We start from the raw sequence: 20,840 nt of genomic DNA on the forward strand, positions 1-20,840 counted from the left end.
TGTCGAGTCGGTCGATACGTCAGGTCTGCCGTGGCAATGGCACGATACGCCCCTCGGGCGCCAGATCTTCGAAATCAAAATTGTCGAGTTTTTGGGCACGTCGGCCCGCTTTCTCGGCGCTGACGCGGATCTCAGAAAGGTCGCGCGCGGCCATGCCGAAGTGACGGTCGAGGTTCTCGACGCGGCTTTCAAGGCGTTCGATGTCCTGGTGCAGCAGGCCCAGCTCGCGGCGGATCGCCCCGGCCTGCTCACGCATCCGGGCATCCTTGAGCACCGCGCGCAGCGTGTTCAGCGTCGCCATGCAGGTGGTCGGAGAGACGATCCAGACCCGCAGCGAAAAGCCCTCGCGCACCACCTCGGGGAAGCTGGCATGCAGCTCGGCGTAGACCGCTTCGGAGGGCAGGAACATCAGCGCGCTGTCGGCGGTCTCGCCGTCGAGGATGTAGCGGTCCGAGATGTCGCGCAGGTGCTTGCGCACCGACATGCGGAAGGCCTGCCCGGCGCGCTGCTTGGCCTCGGGCGTTTCGGCGCGGCGCAGCATCTCGTAGGCCTCGAGCGGGAACTTGGCGTCGATGACGATATGGCCCGGCGGTTCCGGCAGCTTGATCAGGCAATCGGCGCGCCGCCCGTTCGAGAGCGTTGCCTGCATCGCGTAGGCGTCGGGGGGCAGCGCCTTGGAGACGATGTCGTTGAGCTGGATTTCCCCGAAGGCACCGCGCGTCTGCTTGTTCGACAGGATGTCCTGCAGCGACAGCACGTCACCCGAGAGCCTTGTGATGTTCTCCTGCGCCTGGTCGATGGTCTTCAGCCGTTCCTGCAGCTGGCCCAGCGAATGCGCGGTGCGGCGGGCGGTGCCGTGCAGGTTCTCGGACATGTTCTGCTGCACCTGCGCCAGCCGCTTTTCCATCAGTTGCAGCATGGCATTCTGGCTCTTCACCTGCGCCTCGGAGACGTGGTGCAGCCCGCCGGTGAGCCGTTCCTGCCCCTCGGACAGCGCCTGCACCCGCTGTGACAGCTGGCTGAGCGGGTAGCCGAGTCGCGCGGCACGGTTCGAGGCGCGGATCGCCATGATCATCAGGAGCGCGAGCACCGCCACGCCTGCGGCCATCCAGAGGCGCGGGTCGTCGAAGCCGATGGTCTGCCCGGCGATCTCGATCATGTGCGGCCGAACAGCCTCTCGATATCCGACAGCTTCAGCTCCACGTAGGTGGGGCGGCCATGGTTGCACTGGCCGGAGTGGGGCGTGGCCTCCATCTCGCGCAGCAGGGCGTTCATCTCCTCGGCGCGCATCCGGCGGCCCGAGCGGATCGAGCCGTGGCAGGCGACGCGGCTGAGGATCGCCTCGAGCTTTTCCTGCACCAGCTGCGAGCTGCCGTAATCCGCCAGCTCGTCGAGGATGTCCCTGATCAGCGCCTCGGCATTGACCTCTCCGAGGATTGCCGGGGTCTCGCGCACCGCCAGCGCCGAGCCGCCGAAGGGCTCGACCGAGAGACCCATGCGCGCCAGCTCGTCGGCGATGTCGAGCAGACGGGACTGGTCGTCCTGCGACAGCTCGACGATCTCGGGGATCAGCAGCGCCTGCGCCGCGACGCCGCGCTCGGCCATCTGGCGCTTCAGCTTTTCATAGACCAGCCGCTCGTGGGCCGCGTGCTGGTCGACGATCACGATGCCGGTCTCGGTCTGGGCGATGATGTAGTTCTCGTGCACCTGACCCCGCGCCGCGCCGAGCGGCAGGTGCGCGGCCTCGGGCTCGACCGCCGCGTCCTCGACGACGCGGCCCGACCAGCCGCCGCCCATCTCGGCGAAGCCCTGCGTCTGCGGCAGGCGCGGCGGGGCGGGGACGAAATTGGGGTTGGGGTCGGGCGCCTGCCCGGCATAGGCGGCGCTGCGTGCGCCCGCCGAGGGGCGGTCCATCTGGTAGATGCGCGGGCTGGTGACCCCCTCGGGGCGCGCGCCAAGCGGCGCGCCGCCGCCATAGGCGCCGAAGCTGTCGGTGTGCGAGGGCTGCTGGTGCAGCGGCAGCTGCCCGCCCGTGCCCATCAGCGGTCGAACCTCGGGCCGCAAGGCCGCCAGCGTGTCGGCGGCCACGGTGCTCGAGGCGCGGTGCCCGGCCCCGGCGAGCGCGTGGCGCAGCGCCGAGACGATGAGCCCGCGCACCAGCCCCGGCTCGCGGAAGCGGACCTCGGACTTGGCCGGGTGCACGTTGACGTCCACCAGATGCGGGTCGCAGTCGACGAAGAGCGCCACCGCCGGGTGCCGGTCGCGGCTCAGGTAATCGGCATAGGCGCCGCGCAGCGCGCCGTAGAGCAGCTTGTCCTGCACCGGGCGGCCGTTGACGAAGAGGTGCTGTGCCACGGAAGAGCCGCGCGAATAGGTCGGCAGGGCGGCGTAGCCGGTCAGCCGGAAGCCATCGCGCTCGGCGTCGATGGCCAGCGCATTGTCGGTGAACTCGGCGCCCAGCACCTGTGCCAGCCGACCCCGCAGCGCGTCGAAGAGATCGCCCGAGACGGCGTCGGCGCGGAAATTCACCCGATCCTTGCCCTGCGAGACATCGCGCAGGGTGAAGCCCACCGAGGGCTCGGCCATGGCGAGACGTTTCATCACGTCCGAGATCGACATCATCTCGGCGCGGTCGGTGCGCAGGAACTTCAGGCGTGCCGGGGTGGCAAAGAAGAGATCGCGCAGCGTCACCACCGTGCCGGGGTTCAGCGCCGCCGGTTTCACCGCGCCCATCTGCCCGCCGGAGACCGCGATCTCGGCCCCGTCCTGCCCGGCGACACGGCTCTGGATGGTCAGCCGGCCGACAGCGCCGAGCGAAGGAAGCGCCTCGCCGCGAAAGCCGAAGCTGTGGATGTTCAGCAGGTCCGAGCCATCGATCTTCGACGTGGCATGGCGCGACAGCGCCATTGGCAGCTCGTCCGGCCCCATGCCGCAGCCGTCGTCGCTGACCCGGATCAGGGTCTTGCCGCCGTCGGCGATCTCGACGGTGACGCGGGTGGCCCCGGCGTCGATGGCGTTCTCCACCAGCTCCTTGACCGCCGAGGCCGGGCGCTCGACCACCTCGCCGGCGGCGATGCGATTGATGGCGGCCTCGTCGAGCTGCCGAATGACGGGACGCATATTGGGGCTGTGGGTGTTCATGCCACCATACCTAGCAGGGATTTCGCGATTCTGGAACGGTCTGCGCCGGTGGCGGAGCGTTCAGTCCGCCGCCAGCGACGCGGCCCGACCGCCGGAGACCTCTAGCGCATCGGCAGGGGTGACCACCACCATCAATCCACGCCTTCCACCGTTCAGCACGATCCGCTCGGCCTTCATCGCCGCCGCCTCGAAGGCCACGGGCGCGCGCTTCTTCTGTCCGAAGGGGCTGATCCCGCCGGTGTGCATGCCGGTCAGCCGCTCGGCCTTGGCGGGATCCATCATCTGCGCCGACTTGCCGCCGAAGGCGCTGGCGACGCGCTTCATCGACAGCGTCGCGCCCGAGGGCACCACCGCGCAGCAGGGTTTTCCATCGACCTCGACCATCAGCGTCTTCAGCACCCTCTCGGGATCCCAGCCAATCGCCTCGGCGGCATGCAGCCCGATCTGCGCCTGCCCGGAGACGTAGTCGTATTCCAGCAGCTCGAAATCCACCTTGGCGCGCCCCAGCGCCTGCGTCGCGGGTGTGCCCTTGCTCATGCCGAGACCCTCATGCCCGATACCCCATCTGCCGGTCGATCCACGCAAGGATCACCCCGACCACCTGCGCCTGTTCCTCGTCGCTCAAGGCGCGCCCCGCCGCCAGCCCGTGCCACTTCGCAAGGCAGCCGCGGCAGCAGGTGGCCGTGGCGTGCTGGGCGACAAACACCGGGTGGCCACGCATGGGCGTCTGCTTGCCGTCGTTTCTCGGCTGCGCCGGGGCGAGCCGCTCGGCGATGAAGTCGCGCGCGTGCAGGAGGATCACCGCGCGGCCCTTCTCGTCGGCATAGGTGCGCTCCTTCGGGCCAAGCCGGAACCGGCTGCGGAAGCTCGAACGCGCCAGCCGCGCAAAGAGGCGGTCCGGCGCGGCGCTCATTCCAGGCTTTCGATATAGGTGCGCACCGCGTCCTGCACGTGGCGGAAGCGGTCGCCGCCGAGGTGCTTGCCGCCGTACCAGCGGGTGACCACGATGATGTGGTCCCTGAGCCCCTCGCGCTCCAGCATCCGCAGGATCACCATGCCCGCGCCGCTCTCGCCGTCGTCGTTCTTGATCGGCGTGTCGCCGGTCAGCAGGCCCCATGTGTTATGCGTGGCCTTGGCGAACTTCTTGTTACGCTTGAGCTCCCTGAGAAAGGCCTTCGCCTCCTCCTCCGAGGCGCAGGGCCCGCCCGAGACGGCGTATTTCGAGCCGCGGTCGCTGATGATGTTCTCGAGAATGCGCATGCCAGAGGGGTAAGCCGCGCGGAGGCAGGGCGCAAGCCTTCAGCCTCCGAGGTAGCCCCGCTCGATTTCCAGCAGCCGCTGCTTGCGCCAGAGCCCGCCGCCGTAGCCGGTGAGCGATCCGTCCGCCCCGATCACCCGGTGGCAGGGGATCACCAGCGCGATCTGATTGGCGCCATTGGCCTGCGCCACCGCCCGCACCGCCGAGGGCCGACCCAGCGCCTGCGCCAGCGCGCCGTAGCTGCGTGTCTCGCCAGCCGGGATCTCGCGCAAGGCGCGCCAGACCGACTTGGTGAACTCCGAGCCATGCAGCGCCAGCGGCGTGTCGAAGCGGGCGCTCTCCCCGGCGAAGAATCGCGCCAGCTCCTCGCGGATCTGCTGCGAGGGCGCGTATGTGCCCACGCCGATCTCGTTGCCTGCGCCCCTGCGCAGCTTCTCCAGCTCGCGCGGCAGCGCCTTGCGGTCGATGAATTCTAGCAGGTGCAGGTGTGACTTCGAGCAGACGGACACCATGTCGCCGAGCGGCGTGGCGATCCAGTCGGCGCGCAGCAGCGCGTCCGCCCTCAGCGCGCCCGGTGCGACGCCAAGCGCCTTGGCAAAGCCCGCGCGGAAGGCAGAGGCGCTTTCGAACCCCGCGTCGAGCTGCGCCTCGATCACCGGCGCCCCCGAGGCGAGTGCGGTGAAACCCTCGCGCAGACGACGCTGCCGGGCCATCTCGAGGAAGGTCATGCCGAACTGCCGCTTGAAGGCGCGGCGCACGGTAGAGGGATCGAGACCCATCGCCACGAGGTCGGGCTCGGACCAGCGGAAGGCCGGGCGCGCCTCGAGCGCCTCGAGTAGCCGGGCGATCACGGGATCTCCCTTGGCCATCGGGGCGAGCGGGCGGCAGCGCTTGCAGGGCCGGAAGCCGGCGGTGATGCACGCGCCCACGGTCTCGTGGAAGCTGCAATTCGCGCGCAGCGGTTTGCGCGCGGGGCAGGTCAGCCGGCAGAAGATGCCGGTCGAGGCGACGCAGACATAGGCCCGGCCATCGTAGGACGGGTCCCGGTCGAGCAGCGCCTGGTAGAGCGTGTCAGGGTCAGGAAGGGCAAAGAGCATGCCCCGACTCTAGCCGATCCGCGCGCGGCGCGCCGCCGGAAATCGGGCGGCTATTGTTCTCTAGCACCGGCCCCTCTTGCTTCGCCGGTCTCGCGCCCCACATGAGAAGATAGATATCAAAAAACAGATATGAAAAGGAGCCGGGCAATGAAGACCGAGGAAGTGGGCAACGCCCTTCTGGAGACCTGGACCGCCGACGAGGTCGCCGAGGCCTTCGCCCGCAACGAGATCGTGCTGATCGACGTGCGCACGCCGCAGGAATACATGTTCGAGCACATCGAGGGCGCGCTGCTGATGCCGATGGCCTTCTTCCGCCCCGAGAAGCTGCCGGGGCAGGGTGAGAAGCGCATCGTCTTCCACTGCGGCTCTGGCGCGCGTTCGGAGCGGGTCGCCCGCGCCGCCATCGCGTCGGGCATGGCGCGCGTCGCACATATGGAAGGCGGCTTCGGGGCCTGGAAAGGCAGCCACAAGCCCTATATCGGCACCAACATGGCCACCGGTGCACCCACGCCGGTCGGCTGAAACACCCCGGCCCTTCTTCTCTTTCAAAATACGCCGGGGGTGAATTGGCCGCAGGCCAAGAGGGGGCAGCGCCCCCTTTTCCGCGATCAACCGCGCCCGGTCACCCGGTCGAAGCGCTGCCGCGCCACGTCCTCGTCGCGCATCGCCTTGCGGTCGGCAATCAGCGCCGCCTCGACGTAGCCGAGGTGCGCCTGCACCGCGGCCTTGGCAGCCGACGCGTCACGCGCCTGCAGCGCGGTATTGATCGCCCGGTGCTGCTCGAGCAGCGCCTCACGGGTGGTGCGCTGCTTGAACATGACCGAGCGGTTGTAGAACACCCCCTCGCGCAGCAGCTGGTACATCGAGCGCATCATGTGCAGCATGATGACGTTATGGCTGGCCTCGATGATCGCGAGGTGGAAGTCGGCATCGAGCCGCGCCTCCTCGGCCGGGTTCCGCTTCTGGTGCGCCGCGGCCATCTTCTCGAAGAGCGCGTCGATGACCTTCAGATCCGACGGCGTGCCATGCAGGGCCGCGCGCTCGGCGGCCAGCCCCTCCATGTCGCGGCGGAAGCTGAGGTAGTCGAAGACCGCCTCGTCATGCTTGGAAAAGAGTTGGATCAGCGCATCGGAGAAGGCGGAGCCGAGCACTTCCGTGACGAAGATGCCCGCCCCGGCGCGGGTTTCCAGCAAGCCTTGCGCCTGCAGGTCGGCCACCGCCTCGCGCAGCGAGGGGCGGGACACGCCCAGCCGGTCCGACAGCTCGCGCTCGGCGGGCAGGCGCTCGCCGGGACGCAGGATGCCGCGCAGGATCAGCTCTTCGATCTGGCGCACGACGGCGCTTGAGAGTTTCTCTGACTGGACGGGACGAAAGGGCATCGGGATGGTCCTGAGAGGCTGAATTGGTCAGATCATATGACCAGAGGCGCCATGTCTCAAGCGCGACGGAAGGAGAGGGTCTACCAGCGCGACAGCGCGTCCTCGTCCTCGTCCTTGGCGGTGACCCAGGAGGTGCCCTCTGCGCCGCTTTCCTTCTTCCAGAAGGGTGCGCGCGACTTGAGATAGTCCATCAAGTACTCGGCTGCCTCGAAGGCGTGGCCGCGGTGCTTGGAGGCGGTGGCGACCATCATGATGCGTTCGCCCGGACCCATGCGGCCGTAGCGGTGGATCACCAGCACCTCTCCGAGATCCCAGCGCGCCTCGGCCTCGGTCGCGATCTTTTCCAGCGCCTTCTGGGTCATGCCGGGGTAGTGCTCGATCTCCATGGTCGCCAGCGTGCCCGACACATCGCGCACCACGCCGGTGAAGGTCACCACGGCGCCCATGTCGGTGCGGCCTGCGGCAAATCCCTCGGCCTCGGCGCCGAAATCGAAGGGCTCTTCCTGCACGACAACCCGGATGGCCATGGGATCAGCCCCCGGTCATCGGCGGGAAGAAGGCGACCTCGCGCACGCCGGCAAGCGGCGCGTCGAACTCCGACAGTTCCTGGTCCAGCGCCACGCGCAGCGCCGAGAGATCGGAGAAGGCCAGCGCGTAGCGCTCCTCGCGCCCGCGCAGCTCCTCGATGAGATCGTTCACCGTGGCGGCCGCGGTCTCGTAGCGCTCCTTCGGCAGGCCGATGCGTTCGCGCACCCAGGCGAAATAGAGCAGGTCCATCACGTGTCGTCCTTCAGGAACGGCAGGGCCTTCACGAAGTAGTCCCAGCCGGTGATCAGGGTCAGCGCGGCGGCGATCCACAGCAGCGTCAGGCCAAGGTGGCCGGTCCAGATCATCCCGGCTTCCTGCCAGCGCAGCCCGTGCGGATCGGCGCCGCCGGCGTCGAGCGCGCGGGTGACCGTCTGCTGGTCCAGCGCCTCGACACTGAGAGCAAGGTAATGCTCGAACACCCCCTGTGAAAAGAGCGTGGCGATGGCAATCATCTGGAAAGTGGTTTTCCACTTCGCCAGCTTGGTCACCTTGAGCGTGCCCGCGACGTCGCCGAGATACTCGCGCAGGCCCGAGACAAACACCTCGCGGAAGAGAATCATCGTCGCGGGAAGCACCAGCCAGGGCGACATCGACGAATAGCCGACGATCACCATCAGCGCGATCACCACCATCGCCTTGTCGGCGATCGGGTCGAGCATGGCACCGATCTTGCTCTCCTGTCCCCAGAGCCGGGCGAGGTAACCGTCGAACCAGTCGGTGACGGCAGCGCTGATGAACAGCAGCAACGCGAACCAGTCCGCGAGCGGTCGCGAGAAATACAGGAACATCACCGCCACGCCGGGGGCGGCGATCAGGCGGAGGGCGGTGAGGATATTTGGCAGGTTCCAGCGCATGCGACTTACGTAGCGCGCTTTTTCCGGAGGGGAAAGACGCCTCGGACGCCCCGTTCACGCCTCTGTGCTGCGGCGGAATCTCTCGACATAGGCGGCGCGGGCCTGCGGCAGTGGCCGGTCGCGCAGCGCGGGGGCCATGTGGCGCTCTAGGAAGTGCCCGGTGGTGCGCAGCGCCTGCAGGATTTCGCCGTCCGGACCGGGGCCTTCGCCCTTCAGGATGTCGGGCAGGGGCAGCAGCCGGTCGGCCCATTCCCCCGCCGCCTGCCGCGAGACGGCGCGGCCGGTGCGGGGCGAGACGAAGCACAGTTCCTCGTTGGTGCCGCGCACCGCGCAGGCCGAGAGATCGAGCCCGAATCCCATCTCGTCAAGCAGAGCCATTTCCCAGCGCAGGTAGGCCAGCGGCCAGAGGTCGCGCTCGGGCAGCAGGTCGAGCAGCTGTTCGGTGCGGGCATAGAGGTTGGGGTGCACCTCGCGCTCGGGCAGCGAGAAAGCGAGCAGGGCGCATACCGCGTTGAGCCCGGCCAGCGACAGCCGGTCCGACAGCGCGCTCGCCGCGCGCGAACGCTGCGGCTCGGCGGTGAAGCTGCCCATGTGGTCCTCGAGCCGCGCCTTCCACGTCAGATCGAGCTGCGCGCCGGGTTGCAGGAAGGGGGCGACACGGCGCGAGGCACCGCCGCGCAGCACGCCCATGTGCCGCCCGTGTCCGGGGGTGAAGACCTCGAGAATCGCCGAGCTTTCGCCATGCCTGCGCGAGGTCAGAAGGATGCCGGTATCGCGCCATTCCATGCGCGCACTCTCGGAGTTTGCGGGGATGGGAGCAAGGGGGGGCAGCGGCGGGCGTCAGCGCCGGCACAGCCGCGCAGCCCCGCCGAGAAAGCCAGCGCCCGCATCCGAGCGCGTGAAGATGGGCCGCGATCCGCGGTGTCTCGCCGCGCTGTGAGCGGATGTGTCTTGATCTCGCAATATGATCTGCTCTGCAGTAGGATGGTCGGCCCGGGAGATGCCATGACCCAAACCCAACGCCACACCGCCCTGTTGATTGCCCTGCTCGCGCTCGGGGCGCTGTGGTTGCAGGTGCACGTCGGTCTGGCGCGCAGTCCCGGCCGGACGGTGTTCGAAGAGCTCTGGCGGCTTGGGCGCTACTTCACCATCCTGACCAACCTCATGGTGGCGGTGAGCTTCGCGATGATCGCCGCTGGGCACAGGGCGCAGCCCTGGTGGCTTGCGGCGGTGACGCTGTGGATCCTCATCGTCGCGATCGTCTACCACGGGCTGCTTGCGCGGCCGCTGGAGGGGTTGCGCTGGTGGTCGGACATGGCGGTGCATACCTTCGTGCCGATCGCGGTGGGGCTGTGGTGGCTGGCGCTGGCACCGAAGGACGGGCTGGTGCCGCGTCACGCGCTGTGGTGGCTGCTCTGGCCGCTGGGCTACGTCAGCTACGCGCTGATCCGTGGCGAGATCGACGGCCGGCACCCCTATTTCTTCATCGACCCTCACGAGGTCGGCTGGAGCGGCGTCGGCCTGTGGTGTCTGGCTCTGGGGGTGAGCTTCTGGCTCGGCGGGCTGGGGATGGTGGCGCTGGGGCGGCTGCTCAGCCGTCCATCTCCTCCAGCAGGTGACGCCCCCGACGGTCCTCAAGTTCGATGACCCAGAGATCCGGATCGAACGCGCGCTGTTTCGAGACCCGCGCATCGACCTCGTATTCCGGCCCCTCGGCCAGAGTCGTCCAGCGGCGCGCGCCGGTCATCAGGTCCCATTCGCGGGTGAAGGCCACGGCCTGTCCGTCGAGCGTGGCAAGCTTGACGATCACCGCCCCGGCGGTGTCGTCGCCATGGGCGGTCACATAGGCGGGGATGTCGAGCAGCGACAGCCGCCGCAGGTAGGCGCCGACCCAGACATGGGTGGCGAGCCGGGGTTCAGGCATTGCCGTCCTTGAACTCGAGGCCCATCTCGGAATAGCGCTCGGCTTCTTCCAGCCAATTCTCGCGTACCTTCACCTGCAGGAAGAGGTGCACCTTGCGGCCGAGAAACTCTTCGAGTTCGGCGCGCGAGGCTTGCGAAACCGCCTTGATCGTCTCGCCCTTCTTGCCCAGCACGATACCCTTGTGGCCGTCTCGGGTGACGTAGATCACTTGGTCGATGCGGGCGGTGCCGTCTTCGCGCTCTTCCCAATGCTCGGTCTCGACCGTCAGCTGGTAGGGCAATTCCTGGTGCAGGCGAAGGGTCAGCTTCTCGCGGGTCATCTCGGCGGCGATCATCCGCATCGGCAGGTCGGCGATCTGGTCCTCGGGGTAGAGCCAGGGGCTCTCGGGCACCTGCTCGGCCAGCCACTTGCGCAGCGCGTCGACGCCGTGGCCGCGCTCGGCCGAGATCATGAAGGTCTCGGCGAAGGCATAGGCCTCGTTCATCTTCTGGGTGAGCGCCAGCAGCTCTTCTGCCTTGACCCGGTCGATCTTGTTGATCGCCAGCGCCACCTTGCGGCCGCGCGGCAGGTCCTGCAGCCCCTCGAGGATGCGCTTCACGCCGTCGGTCATGCCGCGGTGCGCCTCGATCAGCAGCACGATGATGTCGGCATCCGATGCCCCGCCCCAGGCCGCCGCCACCATGGCGCGGTCGAGCCGGCGGCGCGGCTTGAACAGGCCCGGCGTGTCGACGAAGACGAGTTGGCTGTCGCCCTCCATGGCCACGCCGCGGATGCGCGTGCGGGTTGTCTGCACCTTGTGGGTGACGATCGACACCTTGGCGCCCACCATGCGGTTGGTGAGCGTCGACTTGCCCGCATTGGGCTCGCCGATGAGGGCGATGAATCCGGCACGTGTGGTCATTGGGGTGTTCCCGTTACTGACGATCCGTGGCCCTTACAGGCTTTTGCGGCGCGGGGCCAGAGCGGCCGCTGCGGATCAGGGTATAGCATCCCGAGACGACAATCAGCAGTGCTCCTGCAAGTGTCCACAGATCCGGGCGCTCGCCGAAGAGCAGATAGGCGAAGACAAGCGCCACCAGCAGCCGCGAATAGCGGAAGGGGGCAACCACCGAGACCTCACCCGTGCGCATGGCGCGGGTGAGGGCGGTGTAGGCGGTAACGCCGACAAGGCCGGTCGCCAGCAGGCGCAAGAGCTCGCTCGTCTCCGGCACGCGCGGCGGGGCCGGATCGAAGGGCAGCAGCAGCAGGCCCGCGAGGGTGACAACGGCGAAGCCGAGGACGCCGAGCTGCTTCGCCGAAACCGCGGGTGGCGCGGCGCGGGTGTAAAGATCGCGCATGGCAAAGCCGAACATCGCGGCGATCGACAGCAGCGCGTCGAGCCGGAATGCCTCGGGCGTCGGGCGCACGATCAGCAGCACGCCCATGAAGCCCACCGCCATTGCGGCCCAGCGGCGCGGACCGACCTTCTCGCCCAGCAGCAGCGCGGCCCCGGCGGTGACCACCAGCGGCGCGGCTTGCAGGATCGAGGAGGTGACCGAAAGGGGCGTGTAGGCCAGCGACAGCGCGAAGAAGAGCCGGCCCATGATCTCGAAAAAGGTGCGCAGCAGCAGGCTTGGGCGCAGCATCGCGGGGTGCAGTACAGCCTCGCCGGCGCGCAGGGTCATCAGCGTGTAGAGGGTCACGCCGGTGAGGCCGAAGATCAGCGTTGCTTCGCCCGGCGGCAGACCGGGGGCGACGGATTTGAACAGTGCGTCTTCGACCGCGAAGAGCGTCATCGCCAGCACCATGAACCCGGCGCCGGTGGCATTCGCGCTCATCCGCGGCGCGGCGGTGTCAGCCATTCTCTGAGACTTGCGCCAGCAGCGCCGCGGCGGCTTCCTGTTCGGCCTTGCGCTTCGAGCCGGCGGTGGCGTCCGCCTTCTGGCCCGAGGCGAGCCGCACCTCGATGGTGAAGACCGGCGCATGGTCGGGGCCGGAGCGCGCCGTTTCGACATAGGCGGGCGGCGTCATGCCGCGCGCCTGCGCCCATTCCTGCAACGAGGTCTTGGGGTCGCGCGCATCCTGCTGAACGGTCGAGACGCGGTCGCCCCAAAGCCGCAGGATCATCTCGCGCGCCACCTCGAAACCACCGTCAAGGTAGACTGCGGCGATCACCGCCTCCATCGCGTCACCGAGCAGCGCTTGCTTGCGCCGTCCGCCCGACATCATCTCGGAACGGCCAAGTTTCAGCGCCGCGCCGATGTCGACGTCGCGCGCGACCTCGGCGCAGGCCTCCTTGCGGACCAGCGCGTTGAAGCGGGGGGCAAGCTGGCCCTCGGACGCCTTGCGGTCCTCGCCCAGAAGTGCCTCGGCCATGACCAGGCCAAGCACGCGGTCGCCGAGGAACTCGAGCCGCTGGTTGTCCTCGCGGCCGGGGCCGGACATGGACGAATGGGTCAGCGCGCGGCGCAGCAGGTCGGGCCGGTCGAACCGGTGGCCCAGCCGCTGCTCCAGTGCTTCTATCTCGGCCGAACGCTTCATGTGATCTTGTGGAAGAACCGGTCGGAGCGCCAGGTCCAGAAGAACAGCATCGAGCGGCCTGCCGACGAGAACATGACGCGCGTGGCCTTGCCGATGATGTTCTCGAAGGGCACGAAGCCGACGCCGCCCGCGGCATTCGGGACGCGGCTGTCTGCGGAGTTGTCGCGGTTGTCACCCATCATGAAGAAATGACCCTCGGGCACGGTGTAGATCGGCGTGTTGTCCGAGCCCTGCATGCCGATGTTGAGGATATCATGCTTCACGCCATTGGGCAGCGTTTCGGTCCAGCGCGATTTCTCGCAGACCGCGCCGGTGCCGACCGGGCCGTTCTCGCAGCGCGGGCGCAGCCCCTGCGGGCCCTGCGGCTCGGCGGTCTCGGTGAAGGTGCCGTTGGCCTCGACCTGGGTCGGGGTGCCGTTGATGTAGAGCAGCCCCTGCTTGACCTGGATCTGGTCGCCGGGCAGGCCGATCACCCGCTTGATGAAGTCGGTGCCGTTGACCGGGTGGCGGAAGACCACCACGTCGCCGCGCTCGGGCTCGGAGCCGAAGAGCCGGGTGTTGTCGCCGTCGAGGAAGCCGCAGATGTCCTTGGCGTCGATGTTGATGCCGAAGGAGTTCAGGCGGATCGACGGGCAGGAGGCGTAGGAATAGCCGTAGGTCATCTTGTTGACGAAGAGGAAGTCGCCGATCAGCAGCGTGTCCTTCATCGAGCCCGAGGGGATCCAGAAGGGCTGGAAGAACAGCGTGCGGAAGACGCCCGCGATGATCAGCGCCCAGAACACCGTCTTGACGGTTTCCCAGATCCCGCCCGATTTCTCTTCTTTCGCCATGGAAATCCGCCCTGTGCCTCGATGTGCCTTGGTTTCAAGGCTTCATGGGCGGGGGCGGGGAGAGTGTCAAGCCAGCGCTGGGGCCGGACAAATCTCTTCGAAGAGATTTGCAAAACCCGTCGACGGGTTTTGTGCGCGCGTTACCCCGGCGTGATCGCCGCGCCGAGGGGGCGTGCCTCGATCACCACGAAGGCCTGCGCCCAGGGGTGATCATCGGTCAGCGTCACGTGGATGATCGCCTCGTGGCCGGGCGGGGTCATCAGGTCGAGCCGCTCCTTGGCCCATCCGGTGACATGCATCACAGGCTGGCCTGTGGGCAGGTTGGTCACCGCCATGTCCTTCCAGGAGATGCCCATGCGAAGCCCGGTGCCGAGCGCCTTGGAGCAGGCTTCCTTGGCGGCCCACCTCTTTGCATAGGTGCCGGCCACATCCTTGCGGCGTTCGGCCTTGCGCTGCTCGGTCTCGGTGAAGACGCGGTTGCGGAAGCGGTCGCCGAAGCGTGCCAGCGTCGCCTCGATCCGCTCGATATTCGCCAGGTCCGTGCCGATTCCGAGGATCATCTGCCGCGCCGCTCCGTGTTGCTCCCGCTGTCCGGGGAACCGCATCGCGGCGGCGCTGTCAAGCGCAGGGGGCGGAGAGGCGGGGTGCGGTGGCAGGGTGGCGGGTGGTGCGAGGCTGGCGCAGAGGCTGGCGCTCTTCGACCTCTGCCATGCGCGGCAGCGGCAGGTCGGCGAGTTCGCGGGGGCTCATGCGGGCGATCTCGGGGTGGTCGAGCGGGCCACGGCGGACGGGCTCGGTGTGCGGGGAAGGCCCGAACAGGGCCAGGAGAATCTGTTTCATTTGGTATCCTTTCGTTTGGCTAAAACATAAGCGGTGAATGCGCATATTTAATTGCACATCCTGCATAGCAGGGTTTAGCTCATGTGAATGAAGAGCCTGAACGCACACTCCCTCCACGGGCTGCGGGTGATCGAGGCGGTCGCCCGGAACGGCACGCTGTCGCGTGCCGCGGCGGAGCTCGGCAGCTCGATCGGCGCGGTCAGCCAGCAGGTCGCCCGCGCCGAAAAGGCGCTGGGGCTTCAGCTCTTCGACCGCAGCCGCGAGGGGATGCTGGTGCGCCCCGAGGCGGCGGAGTTCCTGTCGCGGCTCGGCGAGGGGTTCGCCCGCGTCGGCCAAGCGGTGGAGGCGCTGGAGCACCGCCGCGACAAGGTGGTGACGATCTCGGTCGCGCCGATCTTCGCGACGCGCTGGCTGATCTGGCGGCTCAAGGATTTCTACGCGCAACACCCCGACATCAAGGTGCGCATCGACATTGGCACCGGGCTGATCGATCCAGCGCGCGCCGACATGGACTTCGGCATCCGCATCGGGCCGGGGGACTGGCCCGGGGTGAAGGCCGAGCCGCTTTTCGACCAGCTGATCGTGCCGGTCTGCAGCCCCGAGATCGCCTGCATGCTGCGCACACCCGCCGACCTGTCGCGGGTGCCCATTATCCGTGATCCGGCGGCGATGTTCGGCTGGGACGCCTGGCTGGGGCCCGAGGGCGTGGCGGAGGATATCCTCGGCGAGGGGCCCGAGTTCCCCGATTCCGCCATGTGCCTCGACGCGGCGATCTCGGGGCTGGGGGTGTTCCTCGCCTTCGAGGTGCTGGTGCATGACGCGCTGCGCATGGGCAGCCTTGTCATGCCGTTCCCGCGCTACCGGCGCACGGGCTTCCGCTACGCGCTGGTCTCGGCGCCGGACCGGGTGCCGGGGCCGGACCAGCAGCTGTTCCGGCGCTGGCTGAAAAAGGCGCTGCGCGAGGAGGGGTTGGGCGAGGGTTGAGCCCCGCCTGGCTGGGGTCTCAGGCCCGCGCCTCGTCCATCAGGCGGCGCATTTCGGCGATCGCCGGGCCGAGGCCGAGGAAGATCGCCTCGCCGATCAGGAAGTGGCCGATGTTGAGCTCGACCACCTCGGGGAAGGCGGCGATGGGTTTCACCGTCTCGTAGGTCAGCCCGTGGCCTGCGTGCACCTCGAGCCCCAGTGAATGGCCAAAGGCGGCCATGTCACGCAGGCGCTCCAGCTCGGCGTCGCGCTCGTCGAATTTGCCTTCGGCGTGCAGGTCGCAATAGGCGCCGGTGTGCAGCTCGATCACCTGCGCGCCGATGCGGTGCGCGGCCTCGATCTGCGGCTTGTCGGGGGCGATGAAGATCGACACCCGGCAGCCCGCCTCGCGCAGCGGCGCGATGAAATGTGCCAGCCGGTTTTCCTCGCGCGCCACTTCCAGCCCGCCCTCGGTGGTGCGCTCCTCACGCTTCTCGGGGACGATGCAGACGGCGTGCGGCTTGTGGCGCAGGGCGATGGCCTGCATCTCCTCGGTGGCGGCCATCTCGAAGTTCAGCGGCACCGAGAGCGTTTCCATCAGCCCGTCGATGTCGGCGTCGGAGATATGGCGGCGGTCTTCGCGCAGGTGCGCGGTGATGCCGTCGGCGCCGGCCTCTTCGGCGATCTTCGCGGCGCGCAGCGGGCAGGGGTAGGCGCTGCCGCGGGCGTTGCGCACGGTGGCGACGTGGTCGATGTTGACGCCCAGTCTCAGGCGGCCGGCATAGGTGGTCATCGGATGTCCTCCGGGGGGTCGATCTGCGCCGGACCCTAGTCCGCCGCGCCGCCCTCGTCAGCCGCTTTCTGCTTCTTTTTCAGGGCGGCGAGCTTTTTCTTCAGCGCCCCGCGGCGGCGGTTCTGATAGGCGCGGATGACCGGCACCGACAGGTAGTAGGCGACCAGTCCCGCGATGATCCCGGGAAGGATGCCGCCGATCAGGTAGGGGTAGAAGACCTCGTGGAAGAAGATCCGCAAGTTGGTCCAGTCGGCCGCGTCGCCGGTGAAGACGGCGCAGACGTTGTGCCACAGGTCGTGGCCCGCATAGGTGAACTTGTCGAGCAGCGAGGCATGGTGCGGCGACCGGCGGTCGATGCCAAGCAGGAAGTATCCGAGTTCCAGCGAGACGATTCCGATCGGCACGTAGGTCAGCGGATTGCCGAAGAAGGTACCGAGCAGGGCCGCAAGGATGTTGCCCCGCACCAGCCAGGCAATCGTTGCAGCAACGACGAAGTGCAATCCGTAGAGCGGCGTGAAGGTGGTGAACACGCCAGCAAAGATGCCGCGGGCGATCTTTTCGGGGGAATCGGGCAGCCGGTGCAGACGGTACTGGACATAACGGGCGGCGCGCCCCCAGCCGCCACGCGGCCAGAAGAATTCGAGTACGGCCCTCCAGATTGGCCGTTTGTCGCGCCGCTTGAAAACCAAAGGCGCCCTTCCCCTTTATCTCTACTCCGCGGCGGCAGGCACGGCCGCCAGAGAGGTGTCGCGATGGCGGCTGACGGCGGCCACATCGCTTTCGGCTTCGAGTGCGGACATCAGCGAATGGAGATGCTCGGCGTCCCTCAGTTCCACGTCGATCTGGAGTCTGAAGAAATCCGGTTTCCGGTCGATGAAGTGCAGGTCCGAGATATTGGCCCCGCGCTCGCCAATCAAGGTGCAAATGCGCCCCAACACCCCGGCATCGTTGCCGACCGTGAGGTCAAGGCTCATGTCATAGGCGGCAGGATGGGTGCCCTCGGCCCAATGCAGATCGACCCAGCGCTCCGGCTGCTCTTCGTATTTGGCCAGCGATTCGCAGTCGATGGCATGAACGAAGACGCCCTTGCCACGCTTGGTGATGCCGACGATGCGCTCGCCGGGCAGCGGCTGGCAGCAGCGCGCGCGGGTGAAACCTGTGCCCGGCTCGAGGCCGATCACCGCGCGCTGCATCTCGACCTCGTGCTCGGCCGAGGGGGTCAGATCGGGGTAGACCGCATGCACCACCTCGCGGGTGGTCAATTCTGCGCTGCCGAGGCGCGCGAGAAGCTCGTCCGCATCCTCGAGCCGCAGCGTCTTGGCAGCCTTTTCGAGCACCTTGTCGGTTGATTTCTTGCCGACATGCTCGAAGGCCGAGCGCGCAAGCTCCTGCCCCAGCTTGATGAACCGGCCCCTGCCAGCCTCGCGCAAGGCGCGGCGGATGGCGCTGCGCGCCTTGCCGGTGGTGGCGATGTCGAGCCATGTCGCTTGCGGGGTCTGACCCTCGGCGGTGATGATCTCGACCGACTGGCCGTTCTTCAGCCGGGTCCAGAGCGGCACGCGGATGCCGTCGACCTTGGCGCCGACGCAGGCCGAGCCGATGCGGGTATGGATGGCATAGGCGTAATCGAGCGGCGTCGCGCCGCGCGGCAGCTTCACCACGTCGCCCTTGGGCGTGAAGCAGAACACCTTGTCCGAATACATCTCGAGCTTCACCGCCTCGAGGAATTCGTCGTGATCCTCCTCGGCGTCGAACTGCTCGGTCAGCGACGAGATCCACTTGGCGGGATCGACGGCGAAGGGGTTTTCCGACCGCACGCCGTCGCGGTAGGACCAATGCGCGGCGACGCCGGTCTCGGCCACGTCGTGCATCTGGCGGGTGCGGATCTGCACCTCGACGCGCTTGCCGTCACGGCCCGAGACGGTGGTGTGGATCGAGCGGTAGCCGTTGGATTTCGGCTGGCTGACATAGTCCTTGAACCGACCCGGCACGGCGCGCCAGCGTTGGTGGATCACGCCGAGCGCCCGGTAGGTGTCCATCTCGCTGCGGGTGATCACCCGAAAGCCGTAGATGTCGGACAGGCGCGAGAAGCCCATGCCCTTTTCCTGCATCTTTCGCCAGATCGAGTAAGGCTTCTTCGCGCGGCCGAAGACCTCGGCCTCGATCTGCGCCTCCTCGAGCTCGTGGCGCATGTCGCCGGTGATCCGGTGGATCACGTCGCCGGCTTCCTTCTGAAGGTTGATGAAGCGGCGGATGATCGAGGCGCGTCCCTCGGGGTTGAGCACCCGGAACGCCAGGTCCTCGAGTTCCTCGCGCATCCACTGCATGCCCATCCGGCCGGCGAGCGGCGCGTAGATGTCCATGGTCTCGCGCGCTTTCTGCACCTGCTTCTCCGGGCGCATCGCCTTGATCGTCCGCATGTTGTGCAGGCGGTCGGCGAGCTTCACCAGGATCACACGCAGGTCGCGCGACATGGCCATGAAGAGCTTGCGGAAGTTCTCGGCCTGCTTGGTCTCGGATGACGAGAGCTGCAGGTTGGTCAGCTTGGTGACCCCGTCCACCAGATCCGCGACCTCGGTGCCGAAGCGGTCGGCCACATCCTGATACGAGGCGCGGGTATCCTCGATCGTGTCATGCAGCAGCGCGGTGATGATGGTGGCATCGTCGAGTTGCTGCTCGGTCAGGATGGCGGCAACCGCGACGGGATGGGTGAAATAGGGCTCGCCCGAGTGGCGGAACTGCCCCTCGTGCATCCGCAGGCCGTAATCATAGGCCTCGCGGATCAGCTTTTCGTTGGTCTTTGGATTGTAGTTGCGGACCAGTGCAACAAGGTCTTCCGCCGCGATCATGGGCGCCTATCCTTACCCTGGCCCGCTACAGGCGAGCCTCTCAGCTCTCTCCTTGCGCTTCCATCAGGGCGCGCAGGAGCTTTTCTTCCGACATGTCGTCATCGGCCGGCTTGTCCTGCTCGGCACCCATGAGAAGCGCCATGCTGTCTTCTTCGGGCTCGTCGACTTCGATCTGGGTCTGGTGCGACTCGATCAGGCGCTCGCGCAGCTCGTCTGCCGACTGGGTTTCCTCGGCGATTTCGCGCAGCGCGACCACCGGGTTCTTGTCGTTGTCGCGATCGACTGTGATCGGCGCTCCGGCGGCGACTTCACGTGCGCGATGCGACGCGAGCATTACCAGCTCGAAGCGGTTGGGAACCTTGTCGACGCAGTCTTCTACCGTGACGCGGGCCATGAGCGTTTCACCTTCGGTTGACCGTAAGAAATGAGACTCCTACCGCGATGTTTCAGGATTGACAAGCGCAAACGCGGCGTCGTTTCGGCGCAGCTGGCTCACATTCGAACGACCTCTGCGCGGGCCTCGGCCGGAAGCGCATCGCAAAGCTCGCGCGCCGTGCTGCCGAGAATTGGGTGACGCCAATCGGCGGCGATATCGCACAGCGGAACGAGCACGAATGCGCGGTCCTGAATGCGCGGGTGCGGCAGAATCAGCCGCTCCGGCGTGTTCTCGCGCTGCTGCTCCGCGCTGATTTCGCGCCAGAGGGTTTGCGTTGCCTCATCTGGCATCACAGTTTCGCCAACAGCGAGCAGGTCGAGGTCGAGCGTGCGGCTGCCCCAACGGCGTGCCCGCGCACGCCCGAACTGCGTTTCGACCCGGTGCAGGGCGGCAAGAATTTCATGAGGATCCGCGGGCCCGGTGAGCCGGGCGCAGGCATTGCAGTAGTCAGGTCCGAAACCTGCCGGAAAACAGGGAGTTGCGTAGAAGTCACTGACATCGGCGATCGCAAATCCCTCGCGCGCGAGGGATGTAAGGGCCGCTTTCAGAGTTTCGTGCGGCGTGCCTTCTTCCGACGGAAGGTTCGCCCCCAGAGCGATCAATATTTCCTGCCCGAAAGCCATGCTTACACTATCCTTCTGCATATATTGCGCTGCTTGAAAAGCTGCCCGAAACGCTTACTCTCAGGACAGGGCGCCCATTGTTCCATTTTTCCACTCACGGATGCGGCGTCTCGATTACTCGAAAGGACATTTGATGTTTTACAAGGACGAACGGTTGGCGCTGTTCATTGACGGGTCTAACCTGTACGCAGCCGCCAAAGCCCTCGGCTTCGACATCGACTACAAGCTGCTCAGACAGGAATTTGTTCGCCGCGGCAAGATGGTGCGCGCCTTCTATTATACCGCGCTCCTCGAGAACGACGAATACTCTCCCATCCGTCCTTTGGTGGATTGGCTGCACTACAACGGCTTCACCATGGTGACCAAGCCCGCGAAGGAATACACCGACGCGCAGGGTCGCCGTAAGGTCAAGGGAAACATGGACATCGAGCTGACGGTCGATGCCATGGAACTGGCGCCCCGCGTCGATCACATCGTGCTGTTCTCTGGGGATGGGGACTTCCGGCCGCTGATCGAAAGCCTGCAGCGTCAAGGGGTTCGCGTTTCGGTCGTCTCGACGATCCGCAGCCAGCCGCCGATGATCGCGGACGAGCTCCGCCGTCAGGCCGACAACTTCATCGAGCTCGACGAGCTTCGCGAAGTCATCGGTCGCCCGCCGCGCGAGCAGCAGGCAGAGCGCAACTTCGAGGTCGCCAACGGGAACTGAGCCCTTGGCAATGACACAGATGTGCGGGCGTTATGGGGA

27 protein-coding genes are annotated in these 20,840 nt (G+C 67.2%); 4 read left to right on the plus strand and 23 right to left on the minus strand.

Going from position 1 to position 20,840, the window contains the following annotated elements:
- Positions 1 to 19 precede the first annotated feature (19 nt).
- From IQ782_RS12290 to IQ782_RS12315, 6 genes are read right to left on the minus strand one after another with little or no spacing between them, the layout of a single operon-like run.
- Positions 20 to 1,159, minus strand: coding sequence for a DNA recombination protein RmuC (locus IQ782_RS12290; protein WP_194134939.1), 1,140 nt, complete (start codon positions 1,157 to 1,159; stop codon positions 20 to 22).
- The gene (gene mutL, locus IQ782_RS12295; protein ID WP_194134940.1) at positions 1,156 to 3,141 is read right to left on the minus strand and encodes a DNA mismatch repair endonuclease MutL; all 1,986 of its coding nucleotides are present in this window, start codon (positions 3,139 to 3,141) and stop codon (positions 1,156 to 1,158) included. The genes IQ782_RS12290 and mutL overlap by 4 nt, the downstream gene beginning before the upstream one ends.
- Positions 3,142 to 3,201: 60 nt before the next feature.
- A complete protein-coding gene (locus IQ782_RS12300; protein WP_194134941.1) occupies positions 3,202 to 3,678 on the minus strand; it encodes an aminoacyl-tRNA deacylase in 477 nt (158 codons plus the stop codon).
- A 10-nt stretch (positions 3,679 to 3,688) separates the two neighbouring features.
- A complete protein-coding gene (locus tag IQ782_RS12305; RefSeq protein ID WP_194134942.1) occupies positions 3,689 to 4,054 on the minus strand; it encodes a DUF4186 domain-containing protein in 366 nt (121 codons plus the stop codon).
- Positions 4,051 to 4,401: a YigZ family protein gene (locus IQ782_RS12310; RefSeq protein ID WP_194134943.1), complete on the minus strand. Its 351-nt coding sequence runs from the start codon at positions 4,399 to 4,401 to the stop codon at positions 4,051 to 4,053. The genes IQ782_RS12305 and IQ782_RS12310 overlap by 4 nt, the downstream gene beginning before the upstream one ends.
- Before the next feature lie 39 nt (positions 4,402 to 4,440).
- Positions 4,441 to 5,496 carry a bifunctional transcriptional activator/DNA repair enzyme AdaA gene (locus tag IQ782_RS12315; protein ID WP_194134944.1) on the minus strand — a complete coding sequence of 352 codons (1,056 nt, stop codon included), beginning with the start codon at positions 5,494 to 5,496 and terminating at the stop codon, positions 4,441 to 4,443.
- 147 nt (positions 5,497 to 5,643) lie between these two features.
- Between IQ782_RS12315 and IQ782_RS12320 the strand changes: the two genes are divergently transcribed.
- A complete protein-coding gene (locus IQ782_RS12320) occupies positions 5,644 to 6,018 on the plus strand; it encodes a rhodanese-like domain-containing protein (protein ID WP_194134945.1) in 375 nt (124 codons plus the stop codon).
- An 86-nt stretch (positions 6,019 to 6,104) separates the two neighbouring features.
- On the opposite strand, the gene IQ782_RS12325 is transcribed toward IQ782_RS12320, so the two are convergent.
- From IQ782_RS12325 to recO, 5 genes are all read right to left on the minus strand, one after another.
- Positions 6,105 to 6,875, minus strand: coding sequence for an FCD domain-containing protein (locus IQ782_RS12325; RefSeq protein ID WP_194134946.1), 771 nt, complete (start codon positions 6,873 to 6,875; stop codon positions 6,105 to 6,107).
- A gap of 80 nt (positions 6,876 to 6,955) precedes the next feature.
- Positions 6,956 to 7,402: a molybdenum cofactor biosynthesis protein MoaE gene (locus IQ782_RS12330; protein ID WP_194134947.1), complete on the minus strand. Its 447-nt coding sequence runs from the start codon at positions 7,400 to 7,402 to the stop codon at positions 6,956 to 6,958.
- 4 nt (positions 7,403 to 7,406) lie between these two features.
- Complete coding sequence (gene moaD, locus IQ782_RS12335) at positions 7,407 to 7,652, minus strand: molybdopterin converting factor subunit 1 (protein WP_194134948.1); 246 nt, start codon at positions 7,650 to 7,652, stop codon at positions 7,407 to 7,409.
- Complete coding sequence (gene pgsA / locus IQ782_RS12340) at positions 7,652 to 8,317, minus strand: CDP-diacylglycerol--glycerol-3-phosphate 3-phosphatidyltransferase (protein WP_194134949.1); 666 nt, start codon at positions 8,315 to 8,317, stop codon at positions 7,652 to 7,654. Before pgsA ends, moaD begins: the two co-directional genes overlap by 1 nt.
- A gap of 54 nt (positions 8,318 to 8,371) precedes the next feature.
- Positions 8,372 to 9,103 (minus strand): DNA repair protein RecO, encoded by a 732-nt coding sequence (gene recO / locus IQ782_RS12345; RefSeq protein WP_194134950.1) that lies wholly within the window; start codon positions 9,101 to 9,103, stop codon positions 8,372 to 8,374.
- Positions 9,104 to 9,322: 219 nt separating this feature from the next.
- Between recO and IQ782_RS12350 the strand changes: the two genes are divergently transcribed.
- Positions 9,323 to 9,964 (plus strand): Pr6Pr family membrane protein, encoded by a 642-nt coding sequence (locus tag IQ782_RS12350; RefSeq protein ID WP_194134951.1) that lies wholly within the window; start codon positions 9,323 to 9,325, stop codon positions 9,962 to 9,964.
- Here the strand turns inward: IQ782_RS12350 and IQ782_RS12355 are convergent.
- The 7 genes from IQ782_RS12355 to IQ782_RS12385 all read right to left on the minus strand — a co-directional run bounded on the left by IQ782_RS12355 (position 9,909) and on the right by IQ782_RS12385 (position 14,431).
- The gene (locus IQ782_RS12355; RefSeq protein WP_194134952.1) at positions 9,909 to 10,241 is read right to left on the minus strand and encodes a DUF1491 family protein; all 333 of its coding nucleotides are present in this window, start codon (positions 10,239 to 10,241) and stop codon (positions 9,909 to 9,911) included. The genes IQ782_RS12350 and IQ782_RS12355 overlap by 56 nt on opposite strands.
- On the minus strand, positions 10,234 to 11,142 hold the full coding sequence (era, locus tag IQ782_RS12360) for a GTPase Era (protein WP_194134953.1): 909 nt from the start codon (positions 11,140 to 11,142) through the stop codon (positions 10,234 to 10,236). The genes IQ782_RS12355 and era overlap by 8 nt, the downstream gene beginning before the upstream one ends.
- A 13-nt stretch (positions 11,143 to 11,155) precedes the next feature.
- A complete protein-coding gene (locus IQ782_RS12365; RefSeq protein ID WP_240989258.1) occupies positions 11,156 to 12,082 on the minus strand; it encodes a DMT family transporter in 927 nt (308 codons plus the stop codon).
- Positions 12,075 to 12,761, minus strand: coding sequence for a ribonuclease III (gene rnc / locus IQ782_RS12370; protein ID WP_194134954.1), 687 nt, complete (start codon positions 12,759 to 12,761; stop codon positions 12,075 to 12,077). The genes IQ782_RS12365 and rnc overlap by 8 nt, the downstream gene beginning before the upstream one ends.
- Positions 12,758 to 13,591, minus strand: coding sequence for a signal peptidase I (gene lepB / locus IQ782_RS12375; RefSeq protein WP_194134955.1), 834 nt, complete (start codon positions 13,589 to 13,591; stop codon positions 12,758 to 12,760). The genes rnc and lepB overlap by 4 nt, the downstream gene beginning before the upstream one ends.
- Positions 13,592 to 13,731: 140 nt before the next feature.
- On the minus strand, positions 13,732 to 14,151 hold the full coding sequence (gene acpS, locus IQ782_RS12380; protein ID WP_092427741.1) for a holo-ACP synthase: 420 nt from the start codon (positions 14,149 to 14,151) through the stop codon (positions 13,732 to 13,734).
- Positions 14,152 to 14,209: 58 nt separating this feature from the next.
- The gene (locus IQ782_RS12385; RefSeq protein ID WP_194134956.1) at positions 14,210 to 14,431 is read right to left on the minus strand and encodes a hypothetical protein; all 222 of its coding nucleotides are present in this window, start codon (positions 14,429 to 14,431) and stop codon (positions 14,210 to 14,212) included.
- Positions 14,432 to 14,518: 87 nt separating this feature from the next.
- Here IQ782_RS12385 and IQ782_RS12390 point away from each other — a divergent pair, with 87 nt between their 5' ends.
- Entirely contained in the window at positions 14,519 to 15,415 is an 897-nt protein-coding gene (locus IQ782_RS12390) for a LysR substrate-binding domain-containing protein (RefSeq protein WP_194134957.1), read from the plus strand.
- A 19-nt stretch (positions 15,416 to 15,434) separates the two neighbouring features.
- On the opposite strand, the gene IQ782_RS12395 is transcribed toward IQ782_RS12390, so the two are convergent.
- The 5 genes from IQ782_RS12395 to folK form a co-directional block, all read right to left on the minus strand.
- The gene (locus IQ782_RS12395; protein WP_194134958.1) at positions 15,435 to 16,187 is read right to left on the minus strand and encodes a pyridoxine 5'-phosphate synthase; all 753 of its coding nucleotides are present in this window, start codon (positions 16,185 to 16,187) and stop codon (positions 15,435 to 15,437) included.
- A gap of 35 nt (positions 16,188 to 16,222) precedes the next feature.
- Positions 16,223 to 16,876 (minus strand): DUF2062 domain-containing protein, encoded by a 654-nt coding sequence (locus IQ782_RS12400; protein ID WP_194134959.1) that lies wholly within the window; start codon positions 16,874 to 16,876, stop codon positions 16,223 to 16,225.
- Between the two features lie 21 nt (positions 16,877 to 16,897).
- Entirely contained in the window at positions 16,898 to 19,036 is a 2,139-nt protein-coding gene (locus tag IQ782_RS12405) for a RelA/SpoT family protein (protein ID WP_194134960.1), read from the minus strand.
- A gap of 40 nt (positions 19,037 to 19,076) precedes the next feature.
- The gene (gene rpoZ, locus IQ782_RS12410) at positions 19,077 to 19,430 is read right to left on the minus strand and encodes a DNA-directed RNA polymerase subunit omega (RefSeq protein ID WP_194134961.1); all 354 of its coding nucleotides are present in this window, start codon (positions 19,428 to 19,430) and stop codon (positions 19,077 to 19,079) included.
- A 98-nt stretch (positions 19,431 to 19,528) separates the two neighbouring features.
- A complete protein-coding gene (gene folK, locus IQ782_RS12415) occupies positions 19,529 to 20,095 on the minus strand; it encodes a 2-amino-4-hydroxy-6-hydroxymethyldihydropteridine diphosphokinase (RefSeq protein WP_194134962.1) in 567 nt (188 codons plus the stop codon).
- A gap of 133 nt (positions 20,096 to 20,228) precedes the next feature.
- Between folK and IQ782_RS12420 the strand changes: the two genes are divergently transcribed.
- Positions 20,229 to 20,801 carry a LabA-like NYN domain-containing protein gene (locus IQ782_RS12420; protein WP_092427755.1) on the plus strand — a complete coding sequence of 191 codons (573 nt, stop codon included), beginning with the start codon at positions 20,229 to 20,231 and terminating at the stop codon, positions 20,799 to 20,801.
- Positions 20,802 to 20,840: the final 39 nt, after the last annotated feature.

The organism is Salipiger mangrovisoli, from assembly GCF_015223355.1.
Lineage (GTDB): Bacteria > Pseudomonadota > Alphaproteobacteria > Rhodobacterales > Rhodobacteraceae > Salipiger > Salipiger mangrovisoli.